This is a genomic window from Streptomyces sp. STAM6 (assembly GCF_054963715.1).
Map to the genome: position 1 here is coordinate 141,174 of NZ_JBUEFZ010000007.1, position 18,728 is coordinate 159,901.

An 18,728-nucleotide genomic window follows, 5' to 3' on the forward strand; every position below is an offset into this window, starting at 1 on the left:
CCCGTCGTCCGGTCCGCCGTGCGCGTCATCTGCGCGGCACGGTCAGGTGGTAGCCCGCGTCGAGCAGTTCGGGCAGATAGCGCCGCAGGGCCGCCACGCTCTGGGAGCGGTCGCCGCCGGCGTCGTGGGAGAGCACGACCACGCCGGGGCCCGCGCCGTCCAGGACCCGGCGCACGATGAAGCGGGTGCCGGGTTCCTTCCAGTCCAGTGTGTCCACCGTCCAGGCCAGCGGCTCCATGCCGAGTTCGGCGCCGATCTCGAACGAGTGGCGGTTCCAGGCCCCGAAGGGGGCCCGGTACCAGAGCGGCGCGGAGCCGAGGGTCCGCTCGATCAGCTCGCTGGTGCTGCCGAGTTCCTCGCGGATCCGGGACGGCCGCAGTCGGGGGATGAGCGGGTGGGACCACGAGTGGTTGCCCACCACGTGTCCGTCGTCGGCCATCTCGCGGATCAGGTCCGGGTGGGCCTTCGCCATTTCGCCGCACACGAAGAACATCGCCCGCACCTCGTGCTTGCGCAGGGTGCGCAGGATGTGGGGGGTGTAGCGGGGGTCGGGTCCGTCGTCGAAGGTGAGCACCATCGAGCGGCCGGCGCCCGCGACCCTCAGGAAGGGCCGCTGGCGGACCGGTGGGAGGGCCCTGCGGGCACGCGGGGGCCCGTAGGCGGTCATCGGCTGGAGGCGGTACGAGGAGGCCGCCTGACGTCTCCTCGCCTGGGAGCCCGCGGCCGCGCCGGTCCGGGTGGCGCCCGTGGCGGTGGCACCGGCGCCGGGAGTGGTGAGGGTGGTCACCGAGGGCCGGGGCCGGACCGCTGGGGCACGGGCGGGGGTGTCCTCGAACGTGCCGGCCCGTTCGGCGGCGAAGAGGCCGACGGTGGTGGTGGCCCCGAGCGTGGCGGCGATGCGCAGCACCATCCGCCGACCTGGAGGCATCTGATCGTTTTTCATGACTAATGCTCCGCACGGCCGATGCCGAGCGCCTCCGCCCCACACCGGGCCCGGGCGGGAATGCACCCGATGGGAGGAGGACCGCTCGGCGTGCCGGACGGGCAACGAAGAACGTGGCGAACGCGTGGGGTACGGCGCTCAGGACCCGGCGGCGCGTCGCCACGGGCTTCCGCCGCTCGACGGCGACACTCATGATCCGGCTTCTCCGGCATCGTGTCCCATGGCCCGACTCGAAGGACGGGCCCGGGGCGCCGCCCGTCGCATGTCCCGGGACGGGCTGCTGCCGAAGTGGTTCGCGAAGACGCACGAGACGCGGCACGTGCCGACCCGCGTGACCTGGATCGCCGGTTTCGCCTCGGCCGCGATCGCGGGTTTCCTGCCGATCGGTGAGGCCGCCGAACTGACCAACATCGGCATCCTGCTGGCCTTCGTCGTGGTGTGCGTCGCGGTCATCGTGCTGCGCTACAGGCGGCCGGACCTGCCGCGCACCTTCCGCACCCCGGGCATGCCGTTCGTCCCGGCGATCGGTGTGGTGTTCTCGATCTGGCTCATCACGTTCCCGCAGTGGCAGACGTGGGCGCGGTTCGCGGTGTGGTTCCTGCTCGGGCATGTCGTCTACTTCGGCTACTCGTACCGCAGGTCCGAGCTGGCGAAGGCCGGGACCCGGGCGGCGGGCGTGCCGCCGCCGGGCCCCGGAGTCTGACCCGCTACTCCCCCATCACCAGGCCGTCCTCGGCCGCGCCGCGGCCGAGGACCACCCGGCCGATCCGGTCGCGCACAGCGGTGGTGTCCCCGCCACCGCGGGCCGCGGCGCTGAGATTGACCACGCGGCCGGTGGCGGTGTTGAACCAGTGCGGGAGGAACTCCGCCTTGGCGACCTCCCAGCGGCCACCGGGCTTCGCCGGCGGGCGGAAGGTGAACCGGCCGACGCTGCTCTCGTTGCCGCGCGGGTCGAAGGCGCCGGAGTGGTTGACCATGGCGCCGGCGACCTGGTCGCCCATGCCGTAGATGATCCAGGTGCCGTTGACCTTCTCGTACGCCTGCGGGACGTGCGCGTGGGTACCCAGGATCAGGTCGATGTCGGGGCGCCCGGCCCGTCCCGACGCGGTGAGACTCCGGCCGAGGGCGAGTTGCTGCTGATCGGGGGCGGTCTGCCATTCGGTGCCCCAGTGGAGGCTGACCACGACGACGTCGGCACCCGCCCCGCGGGCGGCCCGCGCGTCGGCGACGATCTTCCCCTCGTCGATGAGGTTGACGGACCAGGGCTTGTCCTCGGGGACGGGCAGGCCGTTGGTGCCGTAGGTGTAGGCGAGATGGGCGACCTTGGCGCCGCCCGCCTTCAGCTGGGTGGGGGTGGCCGCCTCGGCCGCCGAGCGGGCCGATCCGGCGTGTTTGACGCCGGCTTTGTCGAGGGCGTCCAGGGTGCGGCGTACGCCGTCGGCTCCGTCGTCCAAGGTGTGGTTCGAGGCGGTGGAGCAGGAGTCGTAGCCGGTGGCGCGCAGTGCGGTCGCGACCTGGGGCGGCGACTTGAAGGCGGGGTAGCCGGTGAAGGGGCCACCGTCGCGGCCGTACACCGTCTCCATGTGGCAGATGGCCAGGTCGGCGGCGGAGACGACCGGCTTGGCGCCGGCGAGCATCGGCCGGAAGTCGTGTCCCGCGCCGCCCGCGTCCAGCTGGGCCTGGCGGATGACGGAATCGTGCGGGAGGACGTCACCGCTGGCCACGAGGGTGAAGCCGGTTCTTGCGGTGGATCCGGCGGCCGACGCGGGCGCTTGGCGGGGGGTTTCCCGGCCCCGTGCGGCGAGCGGGGAGGGCGGCTGTCCGCCGCATCCCGCGGTCGTCGAGAGCAGGAGGGCGGCCATGGCCACCGTCGTCCGGCGTGTGCGTGGGGTCATGAGCCGCTCTTTCGTGGGGCTGCGGGGCGTCTGATCCCGAATCCACACGGCATATAAAACCCAGTCAATACGTAAAGCCCGAAAGTAACACAAATTAGCCGAAACGGACGTAAGGGCTCCGCCATTCCGGGGAGCGACCGTTCGCCGCACCATTCGCCGCTCGGTGCGACCGCTCGTCGCACACTCCGGTGCGGCGCCTGTCCCTCGGCGCCCGGATGCGTTCGGATACGCCTCGAAGGTCTGAGGACGGCGGGAAAGGGTGTTGACGATGACGACGGCGACCACCGACGAGCGGGCCTTGGAGGAGCTCCAGCGTGATCACGGGCCCGCGCTGCTGAGCTTTCTGCTCGGTCTGACGTACGGGGACCAGCAGCGCGCCGAGGACCTGGTGCAGGAGACCCTGGTACGGGCCTGGCAGCACCCGGAGGCGTTCGAGGCCCCCTACGAGTCGATGCGGCCGTGGCTGTTCACGGTGGGCCGCCGGCTCGCCATCGACGCCCGGCGGTCCCGGATGGCGAGGCCCACCGAGATCGGGGACGGCATGCTCGCCGCGACCCCGGACCCCGCCGACCCCACCGAGTCGGCGGTCGCCGCGCTCGACGTCCGGGCGGCGGTGCGGGAGCTGAGCCCGGAGCACCGCGCGGTGCTCGTGCGGCTCTACTTCCACGGGTTGACCGTCAACGAGGCGGCGGACGAACTCGGAATACCGGCCGGCACGGTCAAGTCCCGCTCGTACTACGCCCTGCGCGCGCTCGGGCGCTGCCTGCCCGGCTACAGCCGGACGCTCTCCGAGTCGCTGCCGTCCTGAACCCGTCCGTCCCGGAAGGACCGCCGGGCCACTCCTCCCCCGTGGGCCACGGCCCGGGCCGGAACGTATTCGAAACCACAGCCTCAAGTTGAGCAAACAGCGGCCCCCGGCCGTGCTTGACGGTGGAGGCTCGTCGTCTAGACACCAACGAAGTACGTCCGGGAGAAGGTGGGAACGTTGCGGCCCGAGAGCACGAACGGCACCGGCGGAGGCGGGCTGGCCGTCCCGATGGCCTGGCTGTGTGCCGAGTACATCGCCGATGAGCTGCTGAGAGCGGGCTGCCTGGTCGGCCCCGGCTCGCTCGAGTACCTGGCGGGACGCCGGACACTCGCGCTCACCGTGTACCTCTGCGACGGCACGGACGACCCCGGCGGCGACGCGCCGGGGGACGACGCGAAGGCCCGGCTCGACGAATGGGCGTACCGCACGTCCCACGGCCAGCCCTGGGACGACTGGGTGCGCCGTCGGCTGGCGGCCCGTGGTGAGCGGGCGGCCGGCGAGGAGGAACCGGGTCTCGCCCTGGCCCGCGAGACCTGGCGGCTGCTGGAGAACACCCATGTGCTGGCCACCGACCTCGGCACCCTCCCGACCGCCCCGGTGGCCGGGTTCGTGGTCGAGGAGGCGGACCGGGTCTGGCTCCCGGCCTGGCAACTGGGCCTGCCGCTCAGCCATCTGGCGCTGCGCCTGTACTGACCCGGGGAGCTCCTCGGGCGTCCCCTAGCAGTGCTGGAACACCGGATCCAGGACCTCCGCGAGGCGGGTCAGCAGCGCGGCCCGGTGCGGCAGCGGGACGGGCTCGGACCGCTTGTCCGGGCGCACCCCGCGGTCGGCGAGGACGTAGAGCGCCCGCAGCGTGCGCATGGTGTTGGAGGCATAGGCCGGGGTGGGGCCGCCGCCGGTGAACGCGGCGAAGTCCGCGGCGACGGGCGCGAGCCACCCGAGCGCCCGGTCCCGGTCGAGCTCCGGGCGGGTCAGGGTGAGCGCGACGGCCCGGGCGAGCCGGTCGTCCTCCTGCTCGGCGAAGACGTGGTCGGTGCGGGCCAGCAGCCGGGCCGCCGCGAGGTCGAGCATGCGACCGGGGTCCACCCAGGGGTGCAGACCGAACCGCGCGAGCAGATCGGCGCCGTGGGCGACGGAGTGCAGCCAGCCGAGCTCCGGGTGGTGTCCCCGCAGGTCCTCCTCGGCCGGGTACCAGCGGACGAACGCCTCCAGCCAGCCCGTGTCGAAGTCGCCCTTCGACACGATCATGTCGAGGACCAGCGGCGCGAAGGTGCGCGCCTGGATCTCGGGGTCGGTGAATCGGGCCGCCATCTCCGCGCCGAGGGCCGCCCGCCGCACGGAGTCGACGACGTCCCGCTCGATCCAGGTGCGCAGGACCACGTACGGATGTCCGTCGCGTATCCGGGGGTCGGGGTCGCGCAGGGCCGCCGACAGCTCGGCCAGCAGCGCTTCGAGGGGGACGTCCGCGGGCACGGCGCAGTCGGACGCATGGATCTCCTGCCAATTGATCACGGACGGAGGGTAGGGGCGGCGACCGCCGCCCGTCGCGCCGATTTCCGGTGGATCCGGGGGCCCGCTCAGGGCGGGTCGCGGTGCACGCCGGCCCGGTACTTGGGGATGCGCACCGTCACCTTCATCCCCGCGCCGACGCCCGTCTCCACGACCAGGCCGTAGTCGTCGCCGTACACCTGGCGCAGCCGTTCGTCGACGTTGGACAGGCCGATCCCGGACGAGCGGGGGCTTTCGCCCGCGAGGACGGCCCGCAGGACGTCCGGCTCCATACCCACACCGTCGTCCTCGATGGTGACGACCGCCTCGGCGCCCGCGTCCCGGGCCGCGATCGTCACCCGGCAGGTGGTGCGGGAGTCCTCCAGACCGTGCTTGACGGCGTTCTCCACGAGCGGCTGGAGGCAGAGGAACGGCAGGGTCACCGGGAGCACCTCGGGCGCGACCTGGAGGGTCACCCGGAGCCGCTCGCCGAAGCGGGCACCGGCCAGCGCCAGGTACTGCTCGATGGAGCGCAGCTCGTCGGCGAGCTGGGTGAAGTCGCCGTGCCGGCGGAAGGAGTAGCGGGTGAAGTCCGCGAACTCCAGCAGGAGCTCCCGGGCGCGCTCGGGGTCGGTACGGACGAACGAGGCGATCGCGGCCAGCGAGTTGAAGATGAAGTGCGGGGAGATCTGGGCGCGCAGGGCCCGGATCTCGGCCTCGATCAGCCGGGTGCGGGACCGGTCCAGCTCGGCGAGTTCCAGCTGTACGGAGACCCATCGGGCCACCTCGGTCGCGGCACGCACCAGAACGGCCGATTCGCGCGAGCCGTACGCCACCAGGGCCCCGAGCACGCCCTCCTCGCCGGTCAGCGGGGCGATCACGGCCCAGCGCAGTGGACAGCCGAGGTCCTCGCACGCGGTGCGCACGCTCTCCGCGCGCCCCGAGTCCAGCAGGGCCGCCACCTGCTCCATCACCTGGTCGCGGTGGTGGGCGCCGCCCGGCCCGTCCCAGGCGAGGACGGTGTGGCGGTCGGTGAGACAGAGCGCCTCGGTGCCGAGCAGCGAACGCAGCCGGCGGGCCGCCTTGCGGGCGGTGTCCTCGGTGAGTCCGGCGCGCAGCGGCGGCGCGGCCAGGGAGGCGGTGTGCAGCGTGTGGAAGGTGGCGCGCTCGACCGGGGTGCCGAGGTCGAGGACGTCCTTGCCGCCGCGGCGGGCGGCGAGCCGGCCGAGGGCGAACCCCGCGGTGAGCAGCACCGCCCCGGCGGCGGCCAGGGCGGCGAGGAGGGTTCCGGTCATCGGTCGGCCCCTTCGCCCTGCGGGCGGCCCATCAGGCCTTCGGGCAGATGGAGCCGGGCGAGGATCGCGGGCGTGCCGGGCGGGATGTGACGTGGTGTGGCGAGCGAGACGGCCACCATGGTGAGGAAGCCGAGGGGGACCGACCAGACGGCGGGCCAGGCCATCAGCGTGTGCGGCCAGCCTTCGGGAGCGAGGCCCGCCCTGGTCGCCATCACGGCGGTGAGCGCCGCGCCGCCGCCGGTGACGAGTCCGGCCATCGCGCCGGGCGGGGTGAGCCCGCGCCACCAGATGCCGAGCACCAGCAGGGGGCAGAACGAGGACGCCGAGACGGCGAACGCCAGCCCCACCGCATCGGCCACCGGGACATTGCCGGCCACCAGGGAGAGCGCGAGCGGGACTGCCATGGCGAGTGCGGTGGCCAGCCGGAAGTGCCGCACCCCGCGCGCGGGCAGCACGTCCTGGGTGAGGACTCCCGCGACCGACATGGTCAGCCCGGAGGCCGTGGAGAGGAACGCCGCGAACGCCCCGCCCGCGAGCAGCGCGCCGAGCAGGTCCCCGGCGAGGCCGCCGACGACCCGGTCGGGCAGGACGAGCACGGCGGCGTCCGCGGCGCCGGTCAGGGCCAGTTCGGGGGCGTAGATCCGGCCGAGGGCGCCGTAGACGGGCGGCAGCAGGTAGAAGGCGCCGACCAGACCGAGCACGACGAGGGTGGTACGCCGGGCGGCACGGCCGTCCGGGCTGGTGTAGAAGCGGACGGCGACGTGGGGCAGCCCCATGGTGCCGAGGAAGGTGGCGAGGATCAGCCCGTAGGTGGCGTACAGCCGGCCGGCGTCGCCGCCGTCGGCGAGCGGCTGGGACCAGCCGTGGGGATGTCCCCGGCCGAAGGCGGGGGCAGGATCGGTGCCGCCGGCGGCGCGTTCGGGGACACGGGCTCCTTCGGGGAAGGTCAGGGTGGTGCCGGCCGCCACCCGGTGGGTGCCCTCGGTGAGGGTGAGGACGCGGTCCCGGTGGGCGGTGGAGTCGATGTTCCCGGTGACGGTCAGGGTCAGGGGCGCGTCGACGTCGAGGCGGACGGTGTCGTCCACCGTCACGGTGGTGTGTTCGCGGAAGACCGCGGGGGCGTCGAAGCGGGCGCGCGGCGCGTCGTCGCCCAGCCAGGCCGTGACCAGGAACAGCGCCGGCACGAGCAGGGCGGTGAGCTTGAGCCAGTACTGGAAGGCCTGGACGAAGGTGATGCTCCGCATGCCGCCGGCCGCGACGGCGCCGGTGACGACGACCGCGACGACGAGTCCGCCGACCCAGTGGGGGGCGCCGGTGAGGATCTCAAGGGTGAGCCCGGCGCCCTGCAGTTGCGGCAGCAGGTAGAGCCAGCCGACACCGACGACGAAGAGGCTGGCCAGCCGGCGGGCCTGCGGCGATTCGAGCCTGGCCTCGGCGAAGTCGGAGAGGGTGTACGCGCCGGAGCGGCGCAGCGGGGCGGCGACGAGGACCAGCAGGACGAGGTAGCCGGCGGTGTAGCCGACCGGGTACCAAAGCATGTCGGGCCCCTGGAGGAGGACCAGGCCCGCGATGCCGAGGAAGGATGCGGCGGAGAGGTATTCGCCGCTGATGGCGGCGGCGTTGAGGCCGGGTTTGACGGTGCGCGAGGCGACGTAGAAGTCGGAGGTGGTGCGGGATATGCGCAGCCCGAGTGCGCCGATGAGCACGGTGGCGACGACGACGGTGGTGACGGCGGCCACCGCGTAGGTCTGGTTCACCGCCGGCCCACTCCGGTCATCGGCCTTCCACGAGGCCGGTGAAGTCGCGTTCGTTGCGCTCGGCGCGGCGGACGTACCAGCGGGCGATGAGCCACATGACCGGGTAGGTGCCGACGCCGAGGGCGGCCCAGACGAAGGGTTCGGCGGTGCCGTGGCCCAGGCTGGACGGCAGGGTGAACAGCAGCGGCAGCGAGCCGACGAGCAGGGCGAGCGTGCCGAGGGCGGAGAGCGCGGCGCGCAGCTGGCTGCGCATCAGGGAGCGCACATAGGTGTGGCCGAGGGTGGTCTGCTCACTGATCTCGGAGCGGGCCGGCGCGTGGCCGGGCGGCCGGCGGGCGGCGCGCGGCACTCCCGTGACGGTCTCGCGGCGGGCGCGGCGCGCGGGGACGTGCTCTGCAGACATCGGTGTCCGTGGGTCGGTCGGCTGGCTCGGATGGTGGAGTCTACGCAGAAGCCATTACCGAAGGTAGACCCCGGTATCAGCCGCGGGTCTGCCGCATCAGCAGGTCACGCAGGTGCCGGGCGTGCCGGCGGCTGACGGCGAGTTCGGCGTCGCCGACCCGCACGGTGGTCGCGCCGGCGTCGAGCCGCAGTTCGTCGATGCGGCCGAGCGCGACGAGATGGCTGCGGTGTATGCGGACGAAGCCGCGTGCCGCCCAGCGTTCCTCCAGGGTGGAGAGCGGGATGCGGACGAGGTGGCTGCCCCCGTCGGTGTGCAGGCGCGCGTAGTCGCCCTGGGCCTCGACGTAGGCGATGTCGTCGACCGGTACGAAGCGGGTGACGCCGCCCAGTTCGACGGGGATCTGCTCGGCGGCGGCCGTGGCCGGCCGGTCGGGTGCGGTCAGGTCGCTGACCCGGCGGACGGCCTCCGCGAGCCGCTCCCTGCGGACCGGTTTGAGGACGTAGTCGACGGCCTTCAGGTCGAAGGCCTGCACGGCGAATCCCTCGTGGGCGGTGACGAAGACGATCAGCGGTGGCTTGGCGAACCCGGCGAGGAGCCGGGCGACGTCGAGTCCGGTGAGGCCGGCCATGTGGATGTCGAGGAAGACGACGTCGATGGCGTCCCGGCCGTCGGGCCCGGCGTCGAGGGCGCGGCCGATGCGGCGGAGCGCCTCGGTGGCGTCGGTGGCGCCCTCCGCGCTGCGCACGCGCGGGTCGGATCGCAGCAGGTAGAGCAGCTCTTCGAGGGCGGGCGCCTCGTCGTCGACGGCCAGTACGCGCATGGTGCGGAGTCTAGGCCCGGCTCCATTGAGCGAGAAGCCGGTCATCTGCGTACTCGTTCACGACAGCACATCAACGACGAGTACACGCGAATCGAGGCACACCCATGGGGCTGCGGGAGCGGCATCTCGATGTGGCCGCCTATGCGCTGGGCGTGCTGGAGCCGGGTGACGCCCTGCGGTGCGAGGAACATGTGGCCCGGTGCGTGCCCTGCGCGGTGCGGCTGGCCGACTTCACCGGGGTGACGTCGGCCCTGGCCCAGCTCTCCGGCCGGGCGCCGCTGGAACCCCGTCACACACCCCCCGTGACCGTGCCCCGCCTGGGGGCACGCCGGTGGCGGAGGAACCTGGTGGCGGTGGCCGCGGCGCTGGCCGTGGCGGTGCCCGGCGCCGCCCTGCTGGCCCGGGGAACGGAGGCGGGCGACCCTGCGGTGCACCGGGTTTCGGCCACCGACAAGGGGACCGGCGTGGCGGCCGCGGTGGCGATGCGGGACACCGAGTGGGGTACGGAACTGGCCCTTCGGGTCGCGGGCGTCTCCGGTCCTCGCGTCTGCGAACTCGTGGTGGTCGGCAAGGACGGGCAGGCGTGGCCGGTGATGACCTGGGCGACCGACCGCGGTGACGAACCGGTCGTCGAGGGCGGCACGGCGCTGCACCCCGACGAGATCGCCTGGCTTGAGGTCCGCGACGTGAAGGGCGAGCGCCTGGTGTCACTGCGGCCCTAGGTGTGACCATCGAGCGGGTACTGACCGACAACGCCTGGTCCTACACCGGGAACACCTGGCGCGACACCTGCCGCGACCCGGGCATCAGCCCGCACTGGACGGGGCCGTGGCGGCTCCGGACGAACGGCAAGGTCGAGCGCTTCCACCGCACCCTGCTCGACGAGTGGGCCCGCCGGCGGCCCTACACCTCAGAAGCCGAACGACAGGCCGCGTTTCCCGACTGGCTGGACTGGTACAACTACCGCCGACCCACACCGGCATCGGCGGCCACACCTCAGTCGGCCGCGTCACCAACGTCCCCGGACAGCACACCTGGATGCCCGGTCCCACCGGACACCCCGGTGCGGCGGAGCGCGGGGGTCACTTCAGCAGGCGTGACATCCGGCGGTCGGCGAGCGGTTTTCCGCCGGTCTGGCAGGTGGGGCAGTACTGGAGCGAGGAGTCCGAGAAGGAGACCGCGCGAATGGTGTCGCCGCAGACCGGGCACGGCTCGCCGGTGCGGCCGTGGACGCGCAGGCCGCTCTTCTTCTCCGCCTTGAGCCGGCCGGCGGCCAGCCCGTGGGAGCGTTCGACGGCGTCCGCCAGGGTGGTGCGCAGCGCCTCGTAGAGGCCGGTCGTCTCTTCGGCGGTCAGGTTCTGGACCGGCTTGAACGGGGACATCCGGGCGGCGTGGAGGATCTCGTCGCTGTAGGCGTTGCCGATGCCCGCGATGAGGCTCTGGTCGCGCAGTGCGCCTTTGATCTGGCGGCGTTCGCCGGCGAGCAGGGCGGCGAAGGCGTCGCGGTCGAAGGTACCGGCGAGCGGGTCGGGGCCGAGACGCGCGACGCCGGGGACGTCGGAGGGGTCGTGGACCAGGTGCACCGCGAGGCGTTTGGTGGTGCCGGCCTCGGTGAGGTCGAAGCCCTCGCCGGTGATGAGGGCGGTACGAAGGGCGAGGGGGCCCTTGCCGGGCCGTGGCGGCCCGGACGGCAGGACGTCGCGCCAGTGCAGCCAGCCGGCCCGCGCGAGGTGGACGATCAGGTGGAGGCCGTCCGTCCCCGCCCCGCCCGCCTCGATGTCGAGGAACTTGCCGTGCCGGGCGACACCGGTGACCTCCGCGCCGTCGAGCGCGGACAGCGGCGGGTCGTACGTCTTGAGCACGCTGATCGCGACGGGCAGGACGCGGGCGATCTCCTTGCCCACGAGATGCTCGTCGAGGAACTCGCGCAGCGCTTCGACCTCAGGCAGTTCGGGCATGGTTCCAGCCTGCCCCACGGCGCGCGGGGAGCCCAGCGCGGCAGGCCGCGGCCGGGGATCTCAGTGGGCCGCGCCGGTGACCGCGAGGAGTCCGGCGAGCTCGGTGTGCAGGCTGCCGGCGAGCCGGTCCAGGTCCGGGACCGCCTTGCCGTCGGCGACGAGGCCGACGTGCACCTGTCCGCCGTACGGGGACATCGCGACCGCCAGTGCCTGGCCGCGGGCCAGCGGGGCCATCGGGTGCAGCGCGCGCAGCGGGTGTCCGCCGAGCGAGAGGGTGGAGCGGGGCAGCGGCACATTGGTGACCAGGACGTCGAAGAGCATCCTCGCCGCGCCGCCCGCCAGCGGGGCGCCGAAGCGGTGCGCAAGCGGGGGCAGTTGGTCGGCGAGCACGGCGACCGCTCCGGCTCCCCGCGAGGGTCCGGCCGCCTTGTTGCGGTCCATGCCGCGGCGTACGACGTGGAGTCTGCGCAGCGGGTCGGGCTCCCGGACGGGCAGTCCGAGGAGATAGGCGGAGAACCTGTTGCCGGCGCCGGACGGGCTGCCCGGCCGGTGCCGGGAGACGGGGACCAGGGCACGCGGGTCGTCGCCGGGCAGCCGTTCACCGCGCTCCAGCATCCAGCGGCGCAGCGCCCCGGCGAAGACGGCGAGCAGGACGTCGTTGGCGGTGCCGCCGGTGACGCGGCGGACGCCGCGCACTTCTTCGAGGTCCAGTTCGGCGGTGGCCAGGCGGCGGGTGCCGCTGGAGCTCGCGCTGAGGGCGGGGGTGCCGCGCGGGTCGAGCCGGCTGGCCCGTACGACGGAGGCGCCGACGCCGAGGGCGCGGCCGAGCTCCTCGATCCGGCCGCGGGCGGCGCCCGCGGCGTTCCAGGGGCGGGGCAGCGAGGTGCGGGGGGCCAGGTCGCGGGGGCGTCCGCGGCGGGGGGCGGTGCGGCCGCCCGCGATCTCGTCGAAGATGCCGGCGCCGATGGCGACGGCGCGCATGCCGTCGGCGAGCGCGTGGTGGAGCTTGACCAGCACGGCGAAGGAGCCGCCCGGATCCGCGGTGAGCAGGTACATCTCCCACGGCGGCAGTCCGCGTTCCAGGGGGCGTTCCATGAGTTCGGCCGCGTGCCGGGCGGCCTCGGTGGCGAAGTCGCCGTTCGGTAGCCGCAGATGGCGTACGTGCCGGCGTACGTCGAAGGCCTTGTGGGTGCTCCAGGCGGCGCCGCCGACAGGGAGCAGCACGTCCTGCACCCGCATCCGCAGCCGTGGGATCGCGGCGGCGCGTTCGGCGAGCAGCGTCAGGACGTCGTCGGGGTGCGGAGGGCCGCCGGGGCCGGGTTCGAAACGGGCGAGGGCGCCGAGATGCATGGGGTGCTCGGCGGTTTCCAGGTGCCAGAAGGCGAGATCCAGCGGTGCCAGCAGCTCACTGCTCAAGGGGTCCTCGTGTCCTAAGCGGCTACGGAAGGGCAGTCAATCGCGTTCGATCCGTCACGGTCAAGCACAATCCATTTACGGAGAGTTAACAGCGGGTGTCGATCAAATTTCCCACCTGTCCGGAATGATGAACTCGCACCAGACGCACTTGCCGCTGCCGCGCGAGTCCACGCCCCAGACATCGGCGATACGGTCCACCAGCAGCAGGCCCCGCCCCGAGAGTCCGGACTCCCCCGCCTCCCGGCGGCGCGGCAGCGCACTGGAGCGGTCCTCGACCTCCACCCGCAGCCGCCGCTCGTGGCCCGACAGCATCCTCAGGGTGACGATCGCGCCGCCGTCGGTGTGCAGCAGCGCGTTGGTGATCAGCTCGTCGGCGATCAGCTCGATCTCGTCGGCCCGGTCCCCGGCGCTCCAGGCCCGTACCGCCGCCCGGATCATGTGCCGGGCGGACCGCAGTGCCTCGGGGTCGCCCTGTCCCACGTGCTGCTGGAGCCGGCCGCCGGCCCGGGGGGTGTAGCCGCCCCTGCGGCGCAGCAGCAGGATCGCCACGTCGTCGTCGCCGCCGCGCTCGTCGACGACCTCGCACAGGTGGTCGGCGAGCATCTGGAGGTCCCGCGGACCGTTGCGCACCAGGGCGGTGAGCCACTGCATGCCCTCGTCGAGGTCGGCCCCGGGCTGCTCGACGAGCCCGTCGGTGTAGAGCAGGAGGGCCTGGCCGGGGTCCAGCTCCAGGATGCTGACGGGGTAGTCGAGCCGCCCGAACTCCGCCGACAGGCCGAGCGGCATCCCGCCCGGGACCGGCACCCGGCGGCAGCTTCCGTCGGCGTCACGCAGCAGGGGGTCGACATGGCCCGCCCGGACGACCTGGACGACTCCGGTGGCCAGGTCCGACTCCAGGTAGGTGCAGGTCGCGAAGCGGTCCGTGTCCAGCTCGTGCAGAAAGACGGAGGCACGCGCCATCACGGTGGCCGGGGTGTGCCCCTCCGCGGCGTACGCGCGCAGCACGATGCGCAGTTGGCCCATCACCGCGGCGGCGTGCGTGTCGTGGCCCTGTACGTCGCCGATGACGGCGCCGACGCGGCCGCCGGGGAGCGGGATGATGTCGTACCAGTCGCCGCCGATGTCCCGGCCGAGCCGGGCCGAACGGTAGCGGACCGCGATCTGGGCGCCGGGGACCTCCGGGATGCGCCGCGGCAGCATCGCCTGCTGGAGCCCTTCGGCGAGGTCGTGCTCCTGCTCGAACAGCATGGCGCGCTGGATGCTCTGCCCGATGCTGCTGCTGAGGGCGACCAGCACGTTGCGGTCCTCGGTGCTGAAGCCGTACTTGTCGTTGTAGAGCAGTCCGAGCGCCCCGATGGGGCGGGCCTGGGCGATCAGCGGCAGATAGGCGGCGGAGGTGATGCCCAGCTCGCTGATGTGGGGCCAGAGGATGGGGTAGGAGGTGGCGAAGTCCTCGGCGGACTCGATGTACCGCGGTGCGAGGGTCCGTACGACCTCGCTCATCGGGTACTGCTCGTCCACCCGGGTGTAGCGGGTGCCGGGCACGAAGGAGCCCTCGGGGCCGTCCGCCACGAGATGGATACGGCCGGCCTCCAGCAGTCCCATCACCACACTGGTGGCTCCGAGGTGTTCGAGACCGCGTGAGTCCTTCAGGACGTCGATGACGTCCTGGACGGTACGGGCGTGGGCGAGGGCGGCGGTGGTGGACTCCACGACGCTGGTCTGACGGCGCCGCTCGGAGTCGACCTCGACACGCGCCGTCGACTCCGCGAGTTCCTGGGTGGCGTCCCGGACGATCCCGATGATGCGGCGGGGTCTGCCGGTCTCGTCGCGCCGGATGAAGCCCTGGGTGTGCGTCCAGCGCAGAACACCGTCACGGCGGCGGATGCGGAAATAGGCGCCGTAGTTCCTGCTGCCGTCCTTGAGCGCCTGCGCGACCATGCCGTCGAGACGGATGGATTCGGCGGGCGGCACGCGCGGGGCAAGACTCTCCGGCCGCCCGTCGTACTCGTTCGCGTCCATGTCGAATACGTCGAGGGCGGTCCGGTCCATGTGCATCAGCCCGGTGTCGAGATCCCAGTCGAAGCTGCCCATGCGGTTGAGGGCCAGACTCAGATCCGGGTGGGCGGGCCAGTCCTCGGGGAGCGACAGGGCGTCCGCTGCCGGATCAACCATGGGGCCACTCTGCCATCATTTGTCGGGTTTTTCGACTGCTTGTCGGGCCGGTCAGCCCGCGAAGAGCTCCGGCTGAACGGGAACGTCCGCCGGGCCCTCCCCGGTGTCGGGCTCCGTGAAGTCGGGCGGGGCGGGGGGAGGGGGCGGCTCGGGGCACCCGGGCGCCGCGGGGCCCGCGCCCGGTTCGGTCGGACAGTCGGCCGGGGGCGGCTCCGCGGGCGCGGGCGCGTCGGGCGCCACCGGCTCCGGAACACCCGCGCCACCGCCGTCCGGGACGGTCGGGCCGACCGGCTCGCGCGGGGCGCTCCGGCCGGGCTGCTGCTGCTGCGGGGGAACGGGTTCGGCGGGCGCGTCCGGCAGCACGGGCACGTCGGCGAGACCGCGCTCACCGGGGCCGTACGGCGGCGGCACCTCGGGGTGCCGGTCGCGGTCCCCGCCGGTTCCGGTCTGCCGTTCCAGCCAGGTGTTGTCGGTGGTGTTCACGATGATCAGGCTGTGCACGGTCTCCTGCGTGGCGTTGACCGCCACGGTCCTGCCTGGGTCGAAGCCCGGCCAGGGCTTGCCCTTGTGGACGGGCTCGCCGCGGACGGCCACGGGTGAGCGCAGTGGATTGCCGCAGGCGCAGCGCACGCGCGGCGCGCCGTACTGGTCCACGAGCACGGCGGTACCGGCCTGGAGGACGGACTGGAACGGGGCGGCGGCACCGTCGCGGTACCCGTGGTTCGTCACGCGGGTGTCGGCGCGCAGCACCACGGGGGTCAGACCGCTCACCCAGTCCGTGATGCCCGCGGGAGTGACGCCCGCCGCCTGGGCAAAGGCCTTCGCCTTGTCCCGGTCGGCGGTGAGCAGGCGGTTCTGGCGGGCCACGTCGCAGCTGGCGGCCGCCTGGGTCCCGGCGTAGAGCCCGGGCGTGGAGCCGGGGACGGTGACCATGGCCGCTCCGGGTCGCGCCGGGCCGGGCGCCGCGGTGCCCGGTGCCGCCGCGCTGGGCGAGTCGGGTGACGGCGGCGGCGACGGCGGGACACCGGAGGAGGTGTCCGTCGAGGCGGTGAAGGGGTCGGGGCCGGGGACTGCGAGCGGTTCCAGGTGGACGTCCCGCGCGTGCGCGGCCGTTCCGGTCCGGGCGGCCGTGCCACCGTCGCCGCCGCACCCCGCGACGAGCACTCCCGACGCGACCAGCGCGGCGGTGAGCCCGAGCGCGGCCGGTACGGTACGCCGACGACCACGTGTGGATGAGCGCACGGTCTTCCCGCCTCTCTTCGGCTCCGCCCGATGTGTGCTTCATGTCTGCCGGAACCGCCACCGCCCCGCAACCGGAGGCTCCGGTCGGCGGACCTCACCCTTGAACGCATGACCCGCCTGATCCGCGGCCCCGGTACCGACCGCCGCGGGCACGTGGCTCGGTTCGTTCGGGACGCCCTTTGCGCGCGTCGGCGGTCGACCGTGCTCGGCCCCTCACGCCTCAGGACCTCGCGGGCTCTCCCTTTCGACGGCCCGGGCCGCCGGCACGACCTGGCGGAGGCACCGCGTGGCGGGCGCCCGTGTGCGCGCCGGGTCACCGCGGGCCGAGGGGGCACCCGCGTCGACGTCGCGCTCGGCCTCGGGCCGCTACGGCTGACCGCGCCGTGCGCCGTGACCCGGACGGCGTACGTGGAGTGCGCACCGCGTTCGCCCACGGAACACTCACGGGCCACCCGGAGTCCGGCGAGGAGCCGTTACCGAGGAGCAGAGGCCGGCGGCTCCGTGTGGTGCACGGTGACCGCCTTCAGACGGCCCGCCCGCTGGTACACCCGGGCGGCCCGGCCGGCCCCGTCCTCCAACTGTGGTGCGCGCGCCACCTCGGCCGGCCCCTTCGAAAGATCGCCGGGGGATGATCCCGGGCCGATACTGGAACCGATGGAGTGGTTCTGGTTCACCTCGTCCGACTACTGGCTGAGCCGGCTGGTCTTCCAGCGGGCTCTGGCCGGGATCTATCTGGTCGCCTTCCTCTCCGCGGCGCTGCAGTTCCGGGCGCTGATCGGCGAGCGGGGCATACTGCCGGTCCCGGCGTATCTGCGGCGCGTCCCGGCGCGGCGGGCCCCGACGCTGTTCCGGTGGCACTACTCGGACCGGTTCTTCGCGCTCTGCGCCTGGACCGGGGCCGCGCTCTCGGTGGCGCTGATCGCCGGTGCGGGCGACGCCGTGCCCCTCGCCGTCTCGATGCTGATGTGGGCGGCCCTGTGGGGGCTGTACCTGTCGATCGTCAACGTGGGTCAGACCTGGTACGGCTTCGGCTGGGAGTCACTGCTGCTGGAGACCGGCTTCCTCGCCGTCTTTCTGGGCAACGACCGCACCGCGCCGCCCGTTCTGGTGCTGTTCCTGCTGCGCTGGCTGCTGTTCCGGGTGGAGTTCGGAGCCGGCCTGATCAAGCTCCGCGGCGACCCCTGCTGGCGCGATCTGACCTGTCTCTACTACCACCACGAGACCCAGCCGATGCCGGGCCCCCTCAGCTGGTTCTTCCACCATCTCCCCCGCCCCCTGCACCGGGTGGAGGTGGCCGCCAACCACGTCACACAACTGGTCGTCCCCGTGCTGCTCTTCACCCCGCAGCCGGTGGCGAGCGCCGCGGCGGGCGTCATCGCTCTGACCCAGCTCTGGCTGGTGCTGTCGGGCAACTTCTCCTGGCTGAACTGGATCACGATCGTGCTCGCCCTGCCGGCCGTGGACGGCTCGCTGGTCGCCGACGCGCCCGCGCTGCCCGATCCGCCGCTGTGGTACGGGATCCTGGTGATCGCCGTCACCGCTCTGGTCCTGGTCCTCAGTTGGCGGCCCGCCCGCAATCTGCTCTCCCGGCACCAGGCGATGAACCGCTCCTTCGACCCGCTGCACCTGGTCAACACCTACGGCGCCTTCGGCTCGATCGGCCGGGTTCGGTACGAGATCGTCGTCGAGGGCACGGACGAGCAGGTGATCCATCCGGGGACCGTGTGGCGGGAGTACGGATTCCGGGGCAAACCGGGTGACGTGCGCCGGCTGCCCCGCCAGTTCGCCCCCTACCACCTGCGCCTGGACTGGATGATGTGGTTCGCCGCGCTCTCGCCCGCCTACGCGCAGTCCTGGTTCGGGCCGTTCGTGGAACGGCTCCTCGACGGCGACCGCGACACCCTGCGGCTGCTGCGCCACAATCCCTTCCCGGACGCCCCTCCGCTGCGGATCCGGGCGCGGCTCTACCGCTACCGGTACACCACCTGGGAGGAGTTGCGGTCCACGGGCGCGTGGTGGCACCGCACGTATGTGAGGGAGTTCCTGCCGCCGACCCGGCTCACCAGCGTGAAGTAATGGTCAGAGGTGGCCGGTCCGGCTCGGGCTCCGGTACCTTGCGACGGCCGGTGAGGCGGGCGGGCCGAGCGGATGCCGATGACGTTCGGCCCGCCCCTCCCCGGCCTGCGCGGCGTGCCCCGGCGGACGCGTGCCCTCCGCCGTCGGGCGGAGGGCACGGGCGACACGTACGGATCGGCAGGAGCTGCGGATCAGTCGATGCCGGGCAGGATGTGGGGCTCGGCGAGGTCGTCCTCGTAGCCTGCGAGTCGGATCGGGGCCGAACGGGCCCAGACTTCGAGGCTTCCGAGCGTCTCGGGACGGCCGGGTCGATCGCCGTCTTCCGCCGGTCCCTGTTCCTGCTTCGTCAGTTCTGGTGTCACCGCGCACTCCTTTGTGTCGCGAACCTATGAGGACATGTGCCGTTCGGTCGCGGTGGCGCCGGTACCCGGGCGGGACCGCGGCCTTGGTGA

At 73.2% G+C, this 18,728-nt stretch carries 16 protein-coding genes and 2 pseudogenes; 6 read left to right on the plus strand and 12 right to left on the minus strand.

Annotated features, from left to right (window positions below):
* Positions 1 to 25: 25 nt before the first annotated feature.
* On the minus strand, positions 26 to 943 hold the full coding sequence (locus ACY34K_RS12130) for a polysaccharide deacetylase family protein (protein ID WP_462746199.1): 918 nt from the start codon (positions 941 to 943) through the stop codon (positions 26 to 28).
* 262 nt (positions 944 to 1,205) lie between these two features.
* Here ACY34K_RS12130 and ACY34K_RS12135 point away from each other — a divergent pair.
* Positions 1,206 to 1,646 (plus strand): annotated as a pseudogene (locus ACY34K_RS12135) (APC family permease); the annotation flags it as partial.
* Between the two features lie 4 nt (positions 1,647 to 1,650).
* Here the strand turns inward: ACY34K_RS12135 and ACY34K_RS12140 are convergent.
* Entirely contained in the window at positions 1,651 to 2,838 is a 1,188-nt protein-coding gene (locus tag ACY34K_RS12140; RefSeq protein WP_462746200.1) for a CapA family protein, read from the minus strand.
* Between the two features lie 268 nt (positions 2,839 to 3,106).
* Between ACY34K_RS12140 and ACY34K_RS12145 the strand changes: the two genes are divergently transcribed.
* Positions 3,107 to 3,646, plus strand: coding sequence for a sigma-70 family RNA polymerase sigma factor (locus ACY34K_RS12145; RefSeq protein WP_462746201.1), 540 nt, complete (start codon positions 3,107 to 3,109; stop codon positions 3,644 to 3,646).
* Between the two features lie 177 nt (positions 3,647 to 3,823).
* Complete coding sequence (locus ACY34K_RS12150; protein ID WP_462746202.1) at positions 3,824 to 4,339, plus strand: hypothetical protein; 516 nt, start codon at positions 3,824 to 3,826, stop codon at positions 4,337 to 4,339.
* 24 nt (positions 4,340 to 4,363) lie between these two features.
* On the opposite strand, the gene ACY34K_RS12155 is transcribed toward ACY34K_RS12150, so the two are convergent.
* The 5 genes from ACY34K_RS12155 to ACY34K_RS12175 form a co-directional block, all read right to left on the minus strand.
* Positions 4,364 to 5,158 (minus strand): DUF2785 domain-containing protein, encoded by a 795-nt coding sequence (locus ACY34K_RS12155; protein ID WP_462746203.1) that lies wholly within the window; start codon positions 5,156 to 5,158, stop codon positions 4,364 to 4,366.
* A 65-nt stretch (positions 5,159 to 5,223) separates the two neighbouring features.
* On the minus strand, positions 5,224 to 6,429 hold the full coding sequence (locus ACY34K_RS12160) for a histidine kinase (RefSeq protein WP_462746204.1): 1,206 nt from the start codon (positions 6,427 to 6,429) through the stop codon (positions 5,224 to 5,226).
* Positions 6,426 to 8,186 (minus strand): sodium/solute symporter, encoded by a 1,761-nt coding sequence (locus ACY34K_RS12165; protein WP_462746205.1) that lies wholly within the window; start codon positions 8,184 to 8,186, stop codon positions 6,426 to 6,428. The genes ACY34K_RS12160 and ACY34K_RS12165 overlap by 4 nt, the downstream gene beginning before the upstream one ends.
* 16 nt (positions 8,187 to 8,202) lie before the next feature.
* On the minus strand, positions 8,203 to 8,589 hold the full coding sequence (locus ACY34K_RS12170) for a hypothetical protein (RefSeq protein ID WP_462746207.1): 387 nt from the start codon (positions 8,587 to 8,589) through the stop codon (positions 8,203 to 8,205).
* A 76-nt stretch (positions 8,590 to 8,665) separates the two neighbouring features.
* Positions 8,666 to 9,409: a LytR/AlgR family response regulator transcription factor gene (locus tag ACY34K_RS12175; RefSeq protein WP_462746208.1), complete on the minus strand. Its 744-nt coding sequence runs from the start codon at positions 9,407 to 9,409 to the stop codon at positions 8,666 to 8,668.
* Between the two features lie 104 nt (positions 9,410 to 9,513).
* Between ACY34K_RS12175 and ACY34K_RS12180 the strand changes: the two genes are divergently transcribed.
* Positions 9,514 to 10,131 (plus strand): anti-sigma factor family protein, encoded by a 618-nt coding sequence (locus ACY34K_RS12180; RefSeq protein ID WP_462746209.1) that lies wholly within the window; start codon positions 9,514 to 9,516, stop codon positions 10,129 to 10,131.
* Positions 10,104 to 10,444 (plus strand): annotated as a pseudogene (locus tag ACY34K_RS12185) (integrase core domain-containing protein); the annotation flags it as partial. The gene ACY34K_RS12180 and the pseudogene ACY34K_RS12185, both read left to right, overlap by 28 nt.
* Before the next feature lie 47 nt (positions 10,445 to 10,491).
* On the opposite strand, the gene ACY34K_RS12190 reads toward ACY34K_RS12185, so the two are convergent.
* From ACY34K_RS12190 to ACY34K_RS12205, 4 genes are all read right to left on the minus strand, one after another.
* On the minus strand, positions 10,492 to 11,367 hold the full coding sequence (locus ACY34K_RS12190) for an Fpg/Nei family DNA glycosylase (protein ID WP_462746210.1): 876 nt from the start codon (positions 11,365 to 11,367) through the stop codon (positions 10,492 to 10,494).
* Between the two features lie 60 nt (positions 11,368 to 11,427).
* Complete coding sequence (locus ACY34K_RS12195; RefSeq protein WP_462746211.1) at positions 11,428 to 12,783, minus strand: wax ester/triacylglycerol synthase family O-acyltransferase; 1,356 nt, start codon at positions 12,781 to 12,783, stop codon at positions 11,428 to 11,430.
* Positions 12,784 to 12,885: 102 nt separating this feature from the next.
* A complete protein-coding gene (locus ACY34K_RS12200) occupies positions 12,886 to 14,958 on the minus strand; it encodes a SpoIIE family protein phosphatase (RefSeq protein ID WP_462746212.1) in 2,073 nt (690 codons plus the stop codon).
* A 51-nt stretch (positions 14,959 to 15,009) separates the two neighbouring features.
* Complete coding sequence (locus tag ACY34K_RS12205; protein WP_462746213.1) at positions 15,010 to 16,200, minus strand: DUF6777 domain-containing protein; 1,191 nt, start codon at positions 16,198 to 16,200, stop codon at positions 15,010 to 15,012.
* A 654-nt stretch (positions 16,201 to 16,854) separates the two neighbouring features.
* Here ACY34K_RS12205 and ACY34K_RS12210 point away from each other — a divergent pair.
* Positions 16,855 to 18,276 carry a lipase maturation factor family protein gene (locus tag ACY34K_RS12210; protein ID WP_462746214.1) on the plus strand — a complete coding sequence of 474 codons (1,422 nt, stop codon included), beginning with the start codon at positions 16,855 to 16,857 and terminating at the stop codon, positions 18,274 to 18,276.
* A gap of 191 nt (positions 18,277 to 18,467) precedes the next feature.
* Here ACY34K_RS12210 and ACY34K_RS12215 read toward each other — a convergent pair whose 3' ends face one another.
* The gene (locus ACY34K_RS12215; protein WP_462746215.1) at positions 18,468 to 18,638 is read right to left on the minus strand and encodes a hypothetical protein; all 171 of its coding nucleotides are present in this window, start codon (positions 18,636 to 18,638) and stop codon (positions 18,468 to 18,470) included.
* Between the last annotated feature and the right edge of the window lie 90 nt (positions 18,639 to 18,728).

What these genes read in the sequence shown, in the direction of transcription:
- ACY34K_RS12175 (WP_462746208.1), bottom strand. Translation starts at nt 9,409, where the DNA reads ATGCGCGTACTGGCCGTCGACGACGAGGCGCCCGCCCTCGAAGAGCTG.
- ACY34K_RS12170 (WP_462746207.1), bottom strand. Translation starts at nt 8,589, where the DNA reads ATGTCTGCAGAGCACGTCCCCGCGCGCCGCGCCCGCCGCGAGACCGTC.
- ACY34K_RS12145 (WP_462746201.1), top strand. Translation starts at nt 3,107, where the DNA reads ATGACGACGGCGACCACCGACGAGCGGGCCTTGGAGGAGCTCCAGCGT.
- ACY34K_RS12200 (WP_462746212.1), bottom strand. Translation starts at nt 14,958, where the DNA reads ATGGTTGATCCGGCAGCGGACGCCCTGTCGCTCCCCGAGGACTGGCCC.
- ACY34K_RS12190 (WP_462746210.1), bottom strand. Translation starts at nt 11,367, where the DNA reads ATGCCCGAACTGCCTGAGGTCGAAGCGCTGCGCGAGTTCCTCGACGAG.
- ACY34K_RS12160 (WP_462746204.1), bottom strand. Translation starts at nt 6,429, where the DNA reads ATGACCGGAACCCTCCTCGCCGCCCTGGCCGCCGCCGGGGCGGTGCTG.
- ACY34K_RS12130 (WP_462746199.1), bottom strand. Translation starts at nt 943, where the DNA reads ATGAAAAACGATCAGATGCCTCCAGGTCGGCGGATGGTGCTGCGCATC.
- ACY34K_RS12180 (WP_462746209.1), top strand. Translation starts at nt 9,514, where the DNA reads ATGGGGCTGCGGGAGCGGCATCTCGATGTGGCCGCCTATGCGCTGGGC.
- ACY34K_RS12140 (WP_462746200.1), bottom strand. Translation starts at nt 2,838, where the DNA reads ATGACCCCACGCACACGCCGGACGACGGTGGCCATGGCCGCCCTCCTG.
- ACY34K_RS12210 (WP_462746214.1), top strand. Translation starts at nt 16,855, where the DNA reads ATGGAGTGGTTCTGGTTCACCTCGTCCGACTACTGGCTGAGCCGGCTG.